We start from the raw sequence: 18,195 nt of genomic DNA on the forward strand, positions 1-18,195 counted from the left end.
AGGAAAATTATATGAAAAGTTTTGAGGATAGATTTAGTGAATTACAAGCAGATATGATATCTATATGTATGGAATTTGTTGAGGATAGAGCCGATAGGGTGTATGTTTATGCTTCTCGTGAAGAAGGAGTTATTTCGAGTAATTTCTTTTATTTGATTAATAATAAGTATGTAAAGAGTCATAAAGTGAATGATGCATTGGAGATTGGAGAAGAAAGATTTGATGTGTCCCCAAAACGGGGGTTTATGGTATTACGCATATTATGTGAGGATATCGAAAAAATTGAAGAATTATGTAAGGAATATGAAAGAGAAATACCGACCGAGATGAAATTAATATATGATGTTAAGAGTGGCAACTTTAAAGCAGACTACAAGTATGATTTAGTATATACTAATGATGACATTAAAACGGCCGATCATATAGCTGATGAGTGGTTTGAAGAGGTAAAAATTAATAACCTTTAAAAAAAGAGTACCTCTAAACAATAAAAACTATATTATTTTTTAAGATTTTCCATTTTGAAATTATAACACTTAGGACTGCCTTACACTACAAAGGCAGTCCCTTAATTTTTTTATTTCTCTAACTCCACAACAATATCCTCCAATACAAAATCCTCTTTCCTCGTATCAGAACTTGTTGGTATTGAAACTTTCTTTTCCCCAGTTTCCGTTATTGTTGCTGAGGCATAATTATTTGAATTGTAATTATTTAAGTAAATATGAGGAGTTATAATAAGCTTCTTGGCATTGGGGTCTAATTTTCCAAATGTTTTGCTCCAGCTCATCTTATTGATACCATCAATACCTGATCCTCCATTGCTTGCGCCAGTGTAACTATTCCCTAAGTCATCTTTTATTTCCAATTCAACATATGCCATGTCCCATTTGTTTTTAATAGGAATGGAAACCTCTTGGTCGTAATAAATGATAAAGGACATTGGTGTAAAGGATACTTTATTGATCCTAACTTTTACCCCGTTCTTTTCAGCGCTGCCGTCGGCTAGTTGTACTTTACTATCGGTTGTTCTAAGACTAAAAGCAAATTTCCAGTCACCTTTGATTTCCGTTTGATTCTCTGGGGTAGTAATTTTGTCAATATTCCATTTAATGTTTGCCACATTCATTTTATGATCATCGATATTACTTGCCGTTAATATGCCTACATATTTATTTTGATCTATTTTAGTAGTTTGGCCAGTGCCAGCTGTACCTGCCATTCCTTCTATTTTCGGTAAGGAAATATTGGCATTTCCTAGCTCTTTTTCACTTTCGATAGAATAGGTGATTGTGACAGTTTTTCCGTCAAAAACGGCATCATTTACGATAATTTTAACTCCATTACTTTCTTGTGTCATATTAATTTCACTGGAGAACTCCTTGTAATTAGAGAACAATCCAGATGATTTATCTTGGGAAGTATTTGTGTCTTGATCAAAAAAGCGAAAAATATCATCAATGAAGGGGATGTTTTTGGCATAAGCAGGAAACGTCAATCCCAATGTAGTTACGGATAGACCGGCGATAATAGATGCAGCGGCAACAGTCATCTTCCAGCCTTTTGTTTTCTTTTTCCGGTTGATGGACTTTTTTAAAGTCCGCTTGACTTTAGCCTTTTCGAGTTCACTTACTTCTATTTCCTTAAACTCATTTTCATCTATGTCAATATCATTTAGCAATTCATAAATGTCCTTCATACGCCATTCTCTCCTAACTTTAGGTTCACCGCTTTTTGGCTAAGTTTCTTCTTTCCTCGGTAAATTCGATTATCAATCGCAGCTTTGGTCATACCGAGTTTTACTGAAATATCCTCCGTCTTTAAACCGAGAAAGAACTTCATGATGAAAATCTCTCGTTCAACTGGCTCTAATTGGTTGATTAACTTGATTATCTCAGTTCTGTCTTCTAACATAATCAGTTCATCTTCTACTGATTGATCTGGATTCAAATCCATTTCATTTGAAGCGATTTCTAACCTTTTGCTAGCTTGTCGGTAGTAATCAATAGCTTTAAATTTGGCAATGGCACAAACCCATTTCTTGAAATCGTTTGCCTCTCCGTTAAACTTTTTCGAATTGTTCCAGATTGAAAGAAAGATATCATTGATGCATTCTTCGATTATGCCAGTGTTATGAAGAGGACTGAGAACTTTACAGGTAACCCCCTTAATTAATGGCAGATATTGATCAACTATATAATCCAAGGCATCCTCGTCCTGCCGCTGCAGACGCTTTATAAAATTTGTATCATTACACTTCATAAACCATTCCCCTTAAGTATTGTAAAAGCTTTTACACCCTATATAACGGTTGTAAAAAGGTTTTTTCTCGGAATTTTAATAAAAAGGTAAATTTATTTTTAGTCTATCAGAGTAATAGGGAATACTTGAGTACTAAGGAATTAATGAAAGGCGAATATGGTAACGGGGTAATAATGAATATAAAGATAGGGTCTATACAAGAGCGCCCTCCTTTAAAATTATTTCTTATAGTAATTTAACAAAAAAAGGAACTATTCCAGTTCCTTTTTTGTAGGATGTTCAATCTTTCAATAAGTCCTGACAATATTCTCTAATCAATTTGGCCGCATATGTTTGGCTGATTTGCAGATCCCTGGCTACACGCCTAGAGCTTTTATTCACCTTATAAGACTTACGAACCATCTCTTTTTTTGCCGATTCTATTGCTTGATTAAGGGAAGTGGGGGCTGTGTTTTCCATTTGCAGCAGTCCTTGATTATACATGCCCTCGGGTAGATCATCGATATCGATGACATCATCGCTTACAATGACAAGCCTTTCAATTAGGTTTTCTAATTGCCTTATGTTTCCGGGCCATGAATAATGGGATAGTAATTCAAGGCAATCTTTAGAAATTAATTTGTTCATTTCATGGATTCGATTAAATTTGTATAAGAAATTATAGATGAGCGGGATGATGTCTTCCTGCCTTTCACGAAGAGGAGGCATTTGGATATCCACAACATTCAGCCTATAATATAAATCTTCTCTAAAGGTTTTACTTTTTACCATTTTGTTTAAGTCTTTATTGGTCGCGGCAATAATCCGGATATCCACTTGCTTTTCTTTATTTCCGCCAATGGGGATGAACGTTTTCTCCTGAATAACTTGCAGTATTTTGGCCTGTAGAGGTAAAGGCATGTCCCCTATTTCATCAAGAAATACTGTTCCCCCATCAGCACATTCAAGTATTCCTTTCTTTCCGAACCGGCTTGCATTGGTGAAAGATCCCGGTGTATAGCCGAAAAGCTCGGATTCCATTAAATCTGCTGGGATTGCTGCACAATTGATCGTTAAAAACGGTCCGTTTTTTCTACTGCCGTTTTCGTGAATATATTGGGCCAAAATGCTTTTACCTGTTCCCGACTCACCAAGAATTAATAAAGTGGAGTTTGCAGCTGCCACCTTCTTAGCGAATTTTAGCAAATCTTTCATTTTTTCATTATTTGTCATAATGCTGCCGAATGGATCTTCTGTTTCTTTACTTTGATGAGCATCTTTTTCTTTTGCTTTTAGCATTTTGTAGCTTTGTAATTCCCTTGCGGTTGTTACAATTAGTTCCACTTCCTTCTTATCATTTAAAATAGGGACAACAGAAGTAAGAAGCTCTGCCCCTAGGATTGTGGTTTGTTTCATTGTAATCGGCTCTTTTCTATCCAATACATCAGGGAAAATGGATGGATACCAATAGCCTTTATCAACTAATTCTAAGCTGATTTTTCCTAGAACGTCTTCCTTATTTAAACCATAATGCTTTTTACAGGCATCATTTACATAAATAATTTTCTTATTTTTATCCAGAACAAAAATTTCATCAGAAGAATAATCCAAAATGTTAATAAGTGTTTCCATATTTAAATCTAGATCTGTTAAGAAATTGGATAAAGTCATGATTGACCTCCCGAAAATCATATTTGAGTGCCTGGGAACTCAGGCGAGTACTATAGTGTTCAGAAGATAAAACCATCAGTTGTAAGAGGTGTGATTTTTATCACATCACATTTATAGTAGTCATAATATTTAGAATTGTAAATAGCAGAGTTAGGGAAACTCACTCTTTTGAACACAAATAAACTCACCTCCACTTTTTAAACATCCTGTAATCCCCTTCTTTTATACGGAATGAGAGTTGGCATGAAATTTGCAAGTAATATTTATGTGAAAACACTTTATGGGATTTGAATGATGTAGGGGGAATGACAAAATGAAACAGTTACAAACAAATTATGCCTTGGAGCATACTTTGCCGTACGATAATTATGTGAATCCGCAAATATTTGAAGAGGAAAAGAAGAAAATCTTCCAAAATAGTTGGATTTTAGCCGGGCATACAAGCCAAGTAGAAAAACCAGGAGATTTCTTCACTTTTAATATAGCCGATCAGCCATTAATCATTAGCAGAGATAAAAATAATGAATTGAATGCGTTTTACAACATTTGCCCGCATAGAGGATCGATAGTGGAAAAGAGCGAATGTGGAAATAAAAAGGTTTTCACGTGTACTTATCACGGTTGGACATTCAAATTAAACGGAGAATTGAATAAAGCGCCAAACTTTGGTACACATGAATTAGGAAATCATAGCTGTATGACGCAGGTGAAGCTTGAAGTATTCCAGTCAATGATCTTTATCAATTTAAATCCAGAGGCAAGACCAATGGCAGAAACCTATGGAGAGTTCATGGCCAGCTTGGAAAAATATACTTTCCTAGATTCATTGAAAAAGATTCGTGTCACGCAAAGAGTGATAGATGCTAACTGGAAAGCGGTTGTTGATAACTATTTGGAGTGCGACCACTGTAAGATTGCACACCCTGAGTTTTCAAAAACCTTTGACATGAAAAATTACCATATTGATTTACATGACAATTTCTCTTGTCAATATTCAGAATTGACGAATAAATCGAACGAAGCTCAAGAAGATCACGCCAATTTTTATTGGGTTTGGCCAAACTTAATGGTGAGCATCTATCCCGGAAAAGAGGGGAATATGACGACAAGCCAAATTTTGCCGCTGGCCCCTGATAAATCACTGGCTATCTATAGCTATTACTTTAAATCAGATGAAATTAGTGAAGAGCAAGAGGAACTGATTCGTTTTGTGAATCAGGTAAGAGAAGAGGATTTCGATCTTGTGGAGTTATTGCAGAAAGGGTTCCACACGAATGCCTTCAAGTATGGAATTTATTCTCCGACTGAGTATGCAATTAAATATTTCCATGATCTTTATGAAAACGCTATCGATGTCTGTAAGAAATAGAAAGGGAAATTCAGGATGGAGTAACCTGGCTGGATTTTCTCTTACATGAAAAAAGTAAGCTTCTTAGAAGGATTATTAGGCATAGGGAGGACAATACAATGAACAATCAATCAGAATTCACAGTTGCGGATGCAATTGTAAAAGAACTTGTACAAGCAGAGGTGGAAGTAGTATACGGGATCGTCAGTATTCACAATATGCCAATTTATGATGCGATGCTGCGTGAAGGGAGCATCCGTATGGTCACTGCACGCGGTGAAAGTGGGGCAGTCAACATGGCTGATGCTTATGCACGTGCTACAGGAAAATTGGGTGTTGTATTAACAAGTACTGGTGCAGGAGCTGGGAACGGTGCAGGTGCATTGACTGAGACATGGAACTCGGGAACACCATTATTGCACATTACAGGGGAAGCTGATTCCAATTATATTGGAACAGATCAACGTTATATTCATGAAGCCAAGGACCAGCTGAAAATGATGGATGGTGCAAACAAATCAGCCTATCTGTTAAAGCGTCCAAAGCAAATCACACCATTTATGAAGAAAGCAATCAAAGAAGCGCTGACTGTGCCTACAGGTCCGGTAACCATTTCCATTCCAACGAATTTTCAGGCACAGATTATTCCTAACAATCAATTGATTGAAGTGGAAACAGTTCAAGATCCGAAAGTGAAAATCAACATTCCGGCTGATGTGGCTGAAAAAATTGCCGGAGCAAAAAGGCCGGTCATCTGGGCAGGACATGGAGTGATAGCTTCGGGAGCATCGGAGGAACTCCAAACGTTAGTAGATAACATTCAGCCTGCTGTAGTTACTAGTGAGTCTGGAAAAGGGGCTATCCCTGAAAATCATCCGCTTTGCATCGGCAACTTTGCAGCTACCTCACAAGTGAAGGAGCTATTGGAAAAATCGGATCTTCTCATTAGTATTGGGGTTCGTTTCCGTGGTGGGGAAACATTTGACTGGACACTGCCAGTACCTGAAAATCACATCAATATCGATTTAAATCCAAATGCATTTAACCGCAACTTTGATACGTTGTATACGCTGGTCGGAGATGCCAAGGCTGTTTTACAAGAGATCAACACTATTTTAGCTAATAAGGAGTTCCATCCGGATCCGGCGTATGTAGATGAAGTGAAGTCTGCCCGTCAAGCTGTTCGTGATGACCTTCGCAGCCAAATTGGACCTTATGGTGAAGTTGCCGATATCATGCGTGAACAGCTTCCTGAGAATACGGTCTTAGTGACGGACGTGACCATCCCTGGATACACTTGGGGGAATAAATTGTTCGATATTTACGAACCAAGGAATTACCTCTACATGACCGGTGGTGGAATCGGACAAGGCTTGCCAATGGCAATTGGCGCCCAAATCGGCCAGCCGGATAAGAAAGTCGTTCTCATTGCTGGTGACGGTGGATTCATGGTGAATGCTGGTGAGATGATCACCGCGATACAGGAAGATGCGCCGATTATTGTCCTATTATTCGATGATGGCGGCTATGGGATCTTAAGATACTATCAAGAAGCAGCCTATGGCAGACGTACATCCGTTGACTTGAAAAACCCAGATTTCGTCATGATGGCAAAATCAATGGGCTTTGAATCTGAGAAAGTACGCTCGGTCGATGAATTCAAAGAAGGATTAGCAAATGCAATCGCAAGCAAAAAACCTTATATGGTTGTAGTAGATGTAGAAGCAGTAGGAATATTGGAATACAAAGATTCGGACGAATATATCGCATCCTTCCGTCCAAAACTCGGATAATTTCCTATTTTAGCAACTTTAGGCCTTAAAGCCTACTAGCAGGGGGGAACAACGTTTTGGTAAAAGTATTGAAACATTATATAAACGGGAATTGGGCAGAATCTAGTGATTCAGAAAAAATGGATATCATTAATCCTGCCACACGGGAAGTCATTGCCAGAGCTCCGAAAGGAACAAGAGAAGAAACGGAAGAAGCTATTAAAATAGCAAAGACAACGTTTGAAAGCGGTGTTTGGTCCTGTCAATCACCACAGGAACGAGCGGCAGTTTTACTACAGATTGCTGATAAATTGCAAGAAAACGTTGATGTGTTAACGGATTTAGAAGTAGAGAATAACGGAAAAACGAGGAGAGAGGCACAGTCAGATGCTGAAGAGGCCGCTGCTACATTCCGTTATTATGCATCCCTGCTGAATATGCCTAAGGGCCAAGTGTATGAAGCTTCTGATGATATGCAGACATTAATCGTAAAGGAACCTATGGGTGTTGCAGGATTGATTGTTCCTTGGAATTTTCCTTTATTGATGAGTGTTTGGAAGATTGCACCGGCATTGGCGGCAGGTAATAGCATTCTTCTAAAACCGGCAGAAATTACCCCGCTGACAGCAGTAAAAGTATTTGAACTGATGGATCAGACCGATTTGCCAAAAGGAGCTGCTAATCTCATTCTGGGGACCGGATCCGTTGTTGGTCAGACGATTGCCGAAAGCCATGATGTAGATGTTGTTTCCTTTACTGGAAGCACAGAGGTAGGCCGCCGTATCATGCAGGCCGCAGCAGGCAATTTGAAAAAAGTGTCCCTTGAATTAGGCGGGAAATCTCCGAACATTATCTTTGATGATGCGGATCTGGAAACAGCTGTCGATTACGCCCTATTTGGCATTTTTATGGGCTCTGGGCAAGTTTGTTCTTCGGGGAGCCGTGTTCTTGTCCAAGAGGGAATCTACGATACCTTCGTTGAGAGATATGTAGAAAAGGCAAAAGGGATTAGGGTTGGTCCTGGAAATGATGAACATTCCCAAATGGGAGCCATTGTCAGCGAAAAGCATTTTGAAAGTATACTAGACTACATTCGAATTGGAAAAGAAGAAGGAGCAACCCTTGCTCTGGGTGGCAATCGAATTGAGAAAAATGGTTTGGAAAAGGGATTTTTTATTGAACCTACCGTCTTTACTCATGTAACAAGCGATATGCGGATTGTCAGAGAAGAAATCTTCGGTCCTGTTGTGGCTATTCAGAAATTCAAAGATGAGGAAGAGGCAATCAAGATCGCCAACGATACAGACTTCGGACTTGCGGGGGCTGTATTCTCTACAGATCAAAATAAAGCAATGCGTGTCATCAAAAAGGTCCGTGCTGGTATCACTTGGGTGAACGCTTACCATCTCACGAATGTTCAAGCGCCGTGGGGCGGCTATAAACAAAGTGGCATCGGCAGAAGCCTTAGTACGTATGGATTGGAAGAATATCAGGAAACGAAGCAGATTAACATTAATCTGGATCCAAAGCCGATTCATTGGTTTGAATAGAGGCTTAAAGAAAGCTTGCAGGGAAACATCTGCAAGCTTTTCCTCCCAGACTTTTATGTGTAGACTGTGTGAATATAAGGTTTGTTAGTGTGAGTTTTTAGAAAATTCGGTAATACAATACGTGCAAAATCTAAACAATTTCATCACATCATAGCGACATCGACTTGAGTTTTTTTTGAGGTATTAACAACATATTCATAGTGTTAATGTTTCATATAGTTACGGGACTAGCAGAGGAAGAAATCTTAGGAGGTTTTGAAATGACTAAACCATATCTAGTCGTTGAGTGGAATGATACAGAAACGGATGCACAAGGGTGGCTTGTTGTTCATAATTTCGTGAAAGGCTATACAGGCGGCGGTACAAGAATGCATCCGACAGTAACAAAAGAAGAGGTTGAAAGATTGGCCGAGGCCATGGCTTATAAGTATGTAGCCAGTGACAGCGGAACGACCGGCGGATGTAAGGCGGGTATTTCTTATGATTACAAAGCTCCAGATGCCTATGCCGTATTAAGGAGATTTTTAATTGCCATGATGCCTTACATTGATATTGGCGTATCTTTGGGAAGTGATCTAGGTACTAAATATGAAGATGTTCTGAAAATATTTAACGAATTTGGCATCGATATTCCTTTAACAAAGTCAATGAAACAGGATCCTTCTGTTCTTCAAGGGATCAAGGATTTTGACGGGCTAATGAAAACAAGAATTGATGGATTATTATTAAATGATGCTGTCACAGGATATGGTGTCGCATTTTCGGCAGATGAAGCTTGGAAATTTAAAAATGGTAAAGATGGAGCGCGTGTTGTCATTCAAGGCTTCGGCTGTGTAGGTGCAAGCTGTGCATTGAAATTGTCCCAATTGGGCTATAAAATCGTCGGAATTTCCGATGCTAACTTGTTAGTCACATGTGAGGATGGATTAGATGTTCAAAAGCTTATGGACCATAAGAATGTATATGGAGAAATGGATCAGGCCTATTTTGAACCAAATTATACGGTAAGGCCAAACTCCGATTGGCTTGATGTGGACTGCGATATTCTCATCCCGTGTGCATTAGAGGACGTTATTAATCAGTCTAATGCTGATACTGTCAAAGCAAGCCTGATTGTGGAAGCGGCTAATATTCCGATTTCTTCCGAGGGAGACGAAATCATTAAACAAAGAGGAATTGATATCGTCAATGATTTTGTTGCAAACCTTGGGGCAATAAGATTTTATGACGCCGTTATTTTTGGATTGGTCCAACCAGATCCGCAGGCTGTGATTGATGATATTGAGAAACTATGTCGAAGAAATACCTATCAACTTTTCTCAGAAGCAAAGAGCCAAAACAGGTATCAGCGAGACGTTGCCTATGAAATTTTCAAGCCGGAAGTTTCCGGTTTATTAGAATATGCGGATCCTTCCGAAAGGGAAGCGGTTCGATAAGCTGTTCATAAAACAACAAATACTTTCTGCTTAATCCATCATGCAGATAGAAGAAAAGAAGGGGGAATAAGATGAAGTCTGAACAAGGGAGTCAACCAAAAGAATTAAAACGTTCAATGAAAAGCCGACATTTATTTATGCTTTCCATTGGTGGGGTCATTGGAACTGGTCTTTTCATAGGTTCAGGGTATGCAATCGGTGAAGCTGGACCTCTAGGAGCCATCCTTGCCTATTTGGTCGGAGGCTTGCTTATGTACTTGGTCATGGTTTGTCTGGGGGAACTGTCCGTTATAATGCCGGTCTCCGGTTCCTTCCAGGCACATGCCGAGCGCTTTATCGGTCCGGCCTCAGGGTTTATGATTGGCTGGACTTACTGGTTGAGCTGGGCTATTTACGTTGGGCTGGAGTTTATTGCGGCCGGCCTGCTAATGGCCAGATGGTTTCCGGATGTACCGGTATGGGTGTGGTGTACGGTTTTCGCCTTATTTTTATTCGGGATAAACGCTTTGACAACAAGAAGCTTTGCCGAGATGGAATATTGGTTCTCTGCAATTAAAGTATTAGCAGTACTCTTTTTTATCGTGATTGGCGGAGCTGCAATGTTCGGATTGGTTCCTATAAAGGGACAATCTGCTCCTCTTCTTTCAAACTTTATCGGTGACGGATTATTTCCAACAGGATTCATAGGTATATTTATCTCAATGATGACAGTCGTCTATGCATTTATGGGTTCGGAAATTATGGGAGTTGCAGCAGGTGAGACAGAAGACCCTGAAAAGAATATTCCAAAAGCAATCCGAAGTATTGTCATTCGTATTTTGCTATTCTATGTACTGGCAACTTTTGTCTTATCAGCTATTGTTCCGTGGAAGAAAGCAGGCGTACTCGAAAGCCCGTTTGTAACTGTATTCGATATGACTGGAATTCCATATGCGGCTGATATTATGAACTTCGTTATTTTGACTGCCATTCTTTCAGTAGGCAATACAGGTTTGTTTGCATGTACGAGAATTCTCTTTTCCCTATCACAAAGCGGGCAGGCTCCTCGTGCATTCGGTAAGGTAAACAAGCGCGGTGTACCTATGAACGCCTTGCTTGTGACACTCGTCTTTGCTTTGCTTTCCTTGCTTACAAGTGTTATAGCAGAAGAAACATTATTTGTTGTGCTGCTTGCGATCAGTGGAGTTGGCGGGGTAGTTACGTGGATGGCGATTGCGCTTGCTCAATACAAATTCCGCAAACAGTATATTGCGGGTGGCGGAAAACTTGAGGATTTAAAATTTAAAGTTCCTTTCTTCCCTTTAGTTCCTATTGTTTGTCTCATCATGTGCGTAGGGATCGTCGTATTTACCGCATTCGATCCGACACAGCGGACATCACTGTATATTGGATTTGGCTTCGTTGTCGCTTGTTATGTCTTTTACTATTTTAAATTTACTAGAAAGAAACTTGATGCAACTGTCTCGTCAAACGGGCAACCCGATAAGCTAGTGCAATAGATTTTTAAAGTCGTAGCGGTGTATGGGAAAATAGACATCCCAATATCGGAAGAACAGAAGAAAAGCTGCAATAGGATTTTAATTATCAGAAGGTTCAAACAGAGGCTATCCAAATAAAACATATCGTTTAATGTATTACATTTATGTATTCTAAACTAGGATGGTGAAATATGAAGAAGGTTTTTATATTAACTTTAATACCAGCCTTGGGTTCACTATTTGTCATCAATCGGGTGGAACCCTATGTACTTGGATTGCCATTTGTCCTTTTTTGGGCTATATGCTGGGTTGGCCTGACATCTTTGTTCTTGATCATTGCTAATAAGCTGGATCCCGCGAATAAGGAGGAAGAATAATTATGAACGCAGCCCTTCTAGTTATTCTCTTTTTCCTAGTTTTGTGTATATGGTTAGGTTTACAAGCCCGTAAAGGGAAAGAAATGAATATGGAGCAGTGGTCTGTCGGAGGACGGGGTTTTGGAAGTCTATTAATGTTCTTTTTATTAGCGGGTGAGATGTTTACTACCTATACATTCCTAGGAGCAAGTGGTGGTGCTTATCGAGCTGGTATGCCTCCCGCCCTATATGCTTTCAATTGCTTCTACTTTGTAATCGCTTACTGGCTGCTGCCGCCTGTTTGGAAGTATGCTAAGGAAAATAAAGTCCTTTCCCAATCAGATTTTTATGAAAAAAAGTATAACAGTCAGGCACTTGGTATTCTCGTAGCGATCATAAGTGTTGTTGCCGTTATCCCTTACTTAGTGATGCAGTTAAAAGGATTGGGGATTATTGTATCTGAAGCGTCCTATGGTTCTATTTCTCCTCACGTGGCAATCGTCGTAGGGGTTATTGCAGTTACCATTTATGTAACGGTTTCTGGGATGCACGGAGCCGCATGGACAGCCATTATTAAAGATATCTTGATCTTGTCTGTGATGGTCTTTATGGGGTTTTATTTCCCTTTTCATTATTATGGCGGCATACAGCCGATGTTTGAAGCAATTGATACAGCCAAAAGTGGATTTTTACTATTTCCTGAACAAGGATTAAGCATTTCGTGGTTTGTTTCGGCAACGATCATGACAGCACTGGCATTTTACATGTTTCCACATATGATGGCGGGGATATTCTCAGCTAAAAGTGGAAAATCATTGCGTATAAATGCAGGAGTAATGCCCATCTATCAGATTATTATCGTTTTTTCTTTGATTATCGGTTTTTCTGGTGTTATACAAGTACCAGATTTAAAGGGGCCAGATACAGATTTAGCCTTATTTAAAATGGCGAAATTGTCTTTTGACCCTTGGTTTGTCGGGGTCATTGGGGCAGCTGGAGCCATGGCAGCGCTTATCCCAAGTTCTTTGGTATTAACGGCAACTTCTACGATTCTTTCTAAAAATATCTATAAAGTATGGAAACCGAACACAACAGATCAACAGCTGGCAAAGCTGACCAAAAGGTTGGTGCCTGTCATAGCACTTGTAACCCTTTTCTTTACATTTAATGGCGGGGACTCGATTCTTACGCTTTATCTGATGTCTTATAGCTTTATGGTTCAGTTATTTCCTGCTTTGTTCTTTAGTCTTTGGAAAAAGAATCCCGTTACCGTCCAGGGAGCCTTTGCTGGAATGATTGTTGGCAGTATTATCGTCATCTATTCAACGATTGCCGAAACGTCACTCGCAACGTTATTCCCGTCTTGGCCAAATGTTATTAAGGATTTGGATATAGGATTAGCCGTATTAATTATCAATATTGCTGTAACGTTAGGTGTAAGTGCGGTGACTAGGAAATCGGCTGCTAGTGTGGAAGATGATGCTGATATTATTAATCCAGCATGAAATAGAGGGGGAAAAAGGAATTATCGAAGAGTTTAGGAGGATATATTGATGCGTCATTTAAATTACATTAACGGACAATGGAAAGAACCGTCTACAAAAGAATATAAAGAGAATCTTAGTCCACATAACAGTGAAAGCCTTGGGGAATTCCCTTCAAGCGTGGCTGCTGATATATACGATGCGGTTGCTGCTGCAAAAAATGCCTTTCCTGCTTGGAAAAAACTCTCCATTCAACAAAGGGCAGCTTATTTACAAAAGGCAGCGGCTATTTTGAAAGAAAATATAGAGGAAATTGGACGGGATCTAATTAGAGAAGAGGGAAAACCATTTTCGGAAGGAATGGGGGAGGCAGGTCGTGCAGTTAGCATTCTCGAATATTTTGCTGCTGAAGCACGGCAGCCACTAGGAGATGTAATACCGTCGGCTAATGAGAAAACATTTCTGTATACCACCCGTACACCCTTAGGTCCTATTGGATTAATTACACCATGGAATTTCCCAATTGCCATCCCGGTATGGAAGATGGCACCAGCACTTATCTACGGAAATACAGTGGTGATAAAGCCTGCTGATTTAACGCCGAAATCTGTCTATCACGTCATGAAAGCTTTTGATGAGGCAGGTCTGCCGGCTGGTGTCCTTAATTGTGTATTTGGCAGAGGATCTGTAATTGGAAATGAATTGGTGAAGCATCCGGATATAAAAGCCATTTCTTTTACCGGTTCGAATCAAGTAGGCCGGCAGATTCAAATACAGGCAGTAGAATACGGGAAAAAGGTACAGATGGAAATGGGAGGAAAGAATCCGCTTATTGTTCTAAATGATGCAGATCTTGATAGAGCTGTTGAAATTGCTGTAGGCGGAGCATTTAAATCTACGGGTCAAAAATGTACAGCCACTAGTCGTGTGATTGTCGAAGAAGGGATTTACGAGTCATTCCGTGATATGCTCGTTAAGCGAACGAAGGAATTAACAATTGGCAATCCACTTCACGAGGGAACATATATCGGGCCGGCCGTATCAAAAGCACAGCTTGATGGGGTGCTCGAAATGATAGAAACGGGGAAATCAGAAGCAACCCTGCTTTGTGGTGGAGAGGTTCCGGAAGATGAAGAATTAAAAAGTGGTTTTTATGTAAAACCAACAATTTTTGAAAATGTGCCTCGTAATGCTCGAATTGCCCGTGAAGAAATTTTTGGTCCAGTCATTGCATTATTTAAAGTCAAAGATTACGAAGAGGCAGTGGAGATGGCAAATGATACGGAATTTGGTCTTAGCGCAGCTATCTGCACTAACAACCTGACATTGGCCCGCCGCTTTGTTGAAGACGCGGAAGTAGGACTTGTACATGTTAACTCTGAAACTTCGGGGGCAGAACCACAGCTGCCTTTTGGCGGATGTAAAAACTCTAGCTCCGGCAGTCGTGAACAAGGAAAAGCCGCTATTGAGTTTTATACAGAAGTGAAGACAGTTTATATGGATCCAATGTAAATTTTACATCTTGGATAAAAGAAAGAGACTGACTCAAGGGATCGGGAAAACGATTTTATGGGTCAGTCTTTTTTTATTATAAAAAAACTGGCATCCAGTAAAAAGGAAAGGCTTCTATTGCCAAAGGCGACGGAAAAGACAATTTACCTGGTAATAAGACCAACAGTTGGAACCCTTCCAACTGCTACCCTTTATTTCAAGTAGAAAGACGACCCATCAATTATCTCAACATCCGGCCTCGCTTTGATCTCCTCCATTAATTGAAACAGTGCCTCATCTTTTTGCTTAGCTTCAATCATACAATCAATTTGCGGCACACTGCCCTTAATCACTCCAAGAAAATTGAAAAACATTTCGCTGTCTACATAATCTGCATGATGGCGAAACTCCTTCTCGCTCTTTGGGCTGGATATATGCATTTTAATAGGAAGGGGAGAATGTCTCCATGTTTGCACAACTCGATCCCAGCTGGCTTCCCAATCTGGGTTCTGATGATGGGCCAAATGATGATGGTAATCGAATACCAGAGGGATATCTAGTTTTTCGCATAAGTAAAGTGTATCTTCTAAAGTAAAAGATGTATCATCATTTTCCAGCATGATCATTTTTTGAATCGATCTTGGGACGTCCATCCAATTATCAACGAAACGTTCCAGTGATTTTTCTGTTTCCTTATAATTCCCTCCAACATGCATGACACAGCGATGAACCGGGTCTATTCCCATTGCTTTTAATAATAAATAATGCAGTTTTATGGTTTTTATTGAATTTTTTAAAATATGCTCCTCTGGAGAATTAATCAGAACAAAATGATCTGGATGGAAATCAACTCGTATCTTATGTTCTTTAACGAAATCACCAATTTCCCGCAAAGGTCCCTTTAGCGGTTTGATATAATTCCAGTCCAGCAGCTCTTCGTGATTCGCTAATGGAATAAGGCGGGAGGTTAAGCGGTAAAAATGAATTTCAGAAGCCGCATTATGCCTAAGCAATCTTAATGTATGTTCCAAATTCGTTAATGCAATCCGTTCTAATTTACGAATTGCGGCTTCCCGGTCATCAATTTTCTGAAATTGAGCGAACGTCATTGTCTTGGATGGCGATGCATTTTTTAGCTCCATACTCATGGCAACATAACCTAGACGGACGATTGTCATTTATTTCACCTCTGATGGCTCTATTTTTACCATTCCACGGTCGCGCTTGAAATACGCTTGACCCCACGGAGAGCCGCTATATCTTCTACAAGTTTTAACATTGCTAGGTTCTTTTGCTTGGCTTCTATCATGATGTCAAAGTCCTGATTCATTTCTTTTGCCATTTTTAAAAAAGGAAGGACAAAGTCTAAAGAGACAAAATCTGCATGAGAACGATAGGCTTGATCCGACTTTGGTGAAGATAGATGAACCTTTGGCATAACTTTAAAACCATTCCATGCATGAAAAATGCGCGGCAAATAATGAGAAAGGTCAACCTCGCCCTTATTTGCCATAAAATGATGATAATCAAGAATCATGGGGATACTTTCCTGTTCACAGGTCATAAGTGTTTCCTCTACATCGTAAGTCTTATCATCATTTTCCAGTGTCATATGTTTTTTGATATCCACTGGCAATTTCTTTAGATTTTGATGGAAGCGTTTTAAGGATTCCTGTTTGTCACCGTAGGCTCCGCCGATATGTATATTAATAATTCCTGATTCCAGCGCATTCATCGCATGAAGCATCTTATAATGATACTCCATGTCCTTTACCGCATTCTCTGTCACTTCTGCTCTTGGACTGGTGAATAGTGTAAATTGATTAGGGTGGAAGCTTACACGAAGCTTGAATTGTTGGATGAGCTGTCCAAGTTCTTCCCATTCTTTTTTGAATGGAGTAAGGAAATCCCACATCACTTCCGGATGGGTGGCTAAGGGGACAAGCGAGCTTGAAAGTCGATATAATTTGATCTCATGCGCAATGTTATAATACAAAATTCTTTTTGTGTGATGTAAGTTTTGGGCGGTTACAGCCTTGAGCTTGTCCATTCGTTCATTTTGCGGAAGAGCTGAATACCGTGCAAAAGTTAACGATTTTGATGGACTGGCATCCCATAATCCCAATGGATTTGCTACATAGCCGAAACGAATCTTCATTCAATTTTCCCCTTATTAATCCACTTTTAAAAAAACTTCGTAACTGAGTTATTTTTATGCTTTACTGAATACGGTCCTTTATACAATTTTGCTGAGAAATGGAAGGTTAAATAGAGAAAGGGCAGCAATTAAGCAGCCCCCTTTTTTTAATATCACTTATTTTGCGGTAAAAAGTACGCTTCCTCGAGTAGTTCCTTTACTTGATAACTATTTGGTGAAAGCTGTTGTTCAACAAATGTGTTTATATACGATTTTTCAACATCGTACATTACTTCAATTTCTTTTGAAAACAGCAGTTTTTCTTTTTCAAGCAGGCTTGAAAGGGGAGGCTGTTGTTTTGGCTGCAGCTCTTCGACATTTAGAACTTGTTTTAATCCTTCAACATAGTATTCCAGCGGGCGGCCGCCAACAATTTTTACGCCTTTATTTTCTTCATTGATCATGATGATCGTTGGAAATCCTCTGACACCGAGGCTTCTGGCAAGAGCAAAATCTTCATTTAGTAATTGCTGTCCGATTGGCTGCTCCGCTTCCTTAACGATGGCTTCTCCATCAAGTCCGAGCTTCGTGATGATGTCAATCATAACGGATGGGTCTGCAATATTTCGATTAAATGCAAAAAGCTCTTCTCTGGCACGGCGTAAATATTCATATGCTTTTTCATCATTATGATGTTTTTGAATCACTTTAAACACACGAGAAGGTGGATAGGATGATTGAACGGGATTGTCAATCATGAGTGATCCATCAATAGGCATACGTGAGTATTCTCCAACCTCCCTCCAGTGACCGGCAACGTCAGCAGGCCCCGAAATGCCGTTTGCAGAATCAACGGGTCCGTCTCCCCACTTTTCAAGCAATCCTCCCATAACCGTATGGAAGTTAAAATAGTGGCTATACTGCTCTAGAAAACGGCGAAGAACCGGTTCGAGCGCCCAGCAGTGAGAGCAGATTGGATCTGTCACATAATATAGATTAATTGACTTTTTTGGCTGGTTGAAATCAATTACCTCCATTTCTTCCTCTTCAGTTACGCCGCATACACCTGTTTCCAAATCACAAATCATATTGTTTTTATTCGTCATTCTCATTCGCCCCTTATAATTTCTTAATGAAGCCTCTTATTTGCTTTATAATTGTATTTTAGTAAATAATGAGAATTATCAATACCAATAGTTCCTTGGATTTGTCGTTTATCCAACACATTGTA

The 18,195-nt window shown here is 39.7% G+C and carries 15 protein-coding genes; 9 read left to right on the forward strand and 6 right to left on the reverse strand.

What is annotated here, in order from left to right; translation table 11 throughout:
- The first annotated feature begins 11 nt into the window (after positions 1-11).
- Complete coding sequence (locus tag A6749_RS14400) at positions 12-467, forward strand: immunity protein YezG family protein (protein ID WP_066390733.1); 456 nt, start codon at positions 12-14, stop codon at positions 465-467.
- Positions 468-577: 110 nt separating this feature from the next.
- Here the strand turns inward: A6749_RS14400 and A6749_RS14405 are convergent, their stop codons facing one another.
- The 3 genes from A6749_RS14405 to A6749_RS14415 form a co-directional block, all read right to left on the reverse strand.
- Positions 578-1,699, reverse strand: a complete 1,122-nt coding sequence (locus tag A6749_RS14405) for a DUF4179 domain-containing protein (RefSeq protein ID WP_066390736.1) — start codon at positions 1,697-1,699, stop codon at positions 578-580.
- Positions 1,696-2,262, reverse strand: a complete 567-nt coding sequence (locus tag A6749_RS14410; protein ID WP_066390737.1) for a sigma-70 family RNA polymerase sigma factor — start codon at positions 2,260-2,262, stop codon at positions 1,696-1,698. Before A6749_RS14410 ends, A6749_RS14405 begins: the two co-directional genes overlap by 4 nt.
- Before the next feature lie 279 nt (positions 2,263-2,541).
- A complete protein-coding gene (locus tag A6749_RS14415; protein ID WP_066390740.1) occupies positions 2,542-3,912 on the reverse strand; it encodes a sigma-54 interaction domain-containing protein in 1,371 nt (456 codons plus the stop codon).
- A gap of 313 nt (positions 3,913-4,225) precedes the next feature.
- Here A6749_RS14415 and A6749_RS14420 point away from each other — a divergent pair, with 313 nt between their 5' ends.
- From A6749_RS14420 to A6749_RS14455, 8 genes are all read left to right on the forward strand, one after another.
- Positions 4,226-5,281 (forward strand): aromatic ring-hydroxylating oxygenase subunit alpha, encoded by a 1,056-nt coding sequence (locus A6749_RS14420; protein ID WP_066390745.1) that lies wholly within the window; start codon positions 4,226-4,228, stop codon positions 5,279-5,281.
- Positions 5,282-5,379: 98 nt separating this feature from the next.
- Positions 5,380-7,053: a thiamine pyrophosphate-binding protein gene (locus A6749_RS14425; protein WP_066390748.1), complete on the forward strand. Its 1,674-nt coding sequence runs from the start codon at positions 5,380-5,382 to the stop codon at positions 7,051-7,053.
- 56 nt (positions 7,054-7,109) lie between these two features.
- Positions 7,110-8,582, forward strand: a complete 1,473-nt coding sequence (locus A6749_RS14430) for an aldehyde dehydrogenase family protein (RefSeq protein WP_084797834.1) — start codon at positions 7,110-7,112, stop codon at positions 8,580-8,582.
- Between the two features lie 260 nt (positions 8,583-8,842).
- Positions 8,843-10,018 (forward strand): Glu/Leu/Phe/Val family dehydrogenase, encoded by a 1,176-nt coding sequence (locus A6749_RS14435; protein WP_066390749.1) that lies wholly within the window; start codon positions 8,843-8,845, stop codon positions 10,016-10,018.
- Positions 10,019-10,089: 71 nt separating this feature from the next.
- Entirely contained in the window at positions 10,090-11,517 is a 1,428-nt protein-coding gene (locus tag A6749_RS14440) for an amino acid permease (protein ID WP_066390752.1), read from the forward strand.
- Between the two features lie 170 nt (positions 11,518-11,687).
- Entirely contained in the window at positions 11,688-11,873 is a 186-nt protein-coding gene (locus A6749_RS14445; RefSeq protein ID WP_066390753.1) for a DUF3311 domain-containing protein, read from the forward strand.
- A 2-nt stretch (positions 11,874-11,875) separates the two neighbouring features.
- On the forward strand, positions 11,876-13,357 hold the full coding sequence (locus A6749_RS14450) for a sodium:solute symporter family protein (protein ID WP_066390755.1): 1,482 nt from the start codon (positions 11,876-11,878) through the stop codon (positions 13,355-13,357).
- A gap of 48 nt (positions 13,358-13,405) precedes the next feature.
- A complete protein-coding gene (locus A6749_RS14455; RefSeq protein ID WP_066390759.1) occupies positions 13,406-14,848 on the forward strand; it encodes an aldehyde dehydrogenase family protein in 1,443 nt (480 codons plus the stop codon).
- Between the two features lie 191 nt (positions 14,849-15,039).
- Here the strand turns inward: A6749_RS14455 and uvsE (A6749_RS14460) are convergent, their stop codons facing one another.
- The 3 genes from uvsE (A6749_RS14460) to A6749_RS14470 form a co-directional block, all read right to left on the reverse strand.
- A complete protein-coding gene (uvsE, locus tag A6749_RS14460; protein WP_066390763.1) occupies positions 15,040-16,005 on the reverse strand; it encodes a UV DNA damage repair endonuclease UvsE in 966 nt (321 codons plus the stop codon).
- Positions 16,006-16,031: 26 nt separating this feature from the next.
- Entirely contained in the window at positions 16,032-16,985 is a 954-nt protein-coding gene (gene uvsE / locus A6749_RS14465) for a UV DNA damage repair endonuclease UvsE (RefSeq protein WP_066390765.1), read from the reverse strand.
- 152 nt (positions 16,986-17,137) lie between these two features.
- Positions 17,138-18,070, reverse strand: coding sequence for a DsbA family protein (locus A6749_RS14470; protein WP_066390770.1), 933 nt, complete (start codon positions 18,068-18,070; stop codon positions 17,138-17,140).
- Positions 18,071-18,195 lie beyond the last annotated feature (125 nt).

It is taken from the genome of Neobacillus mesonae, from assembly GCF_001636315.1.
Classification (GTDB): Bacteria; Bacillota; Bacilli; order Bacillales; family Cytobacillaceae; genus Neobacillus; species Neobacillus mesonae.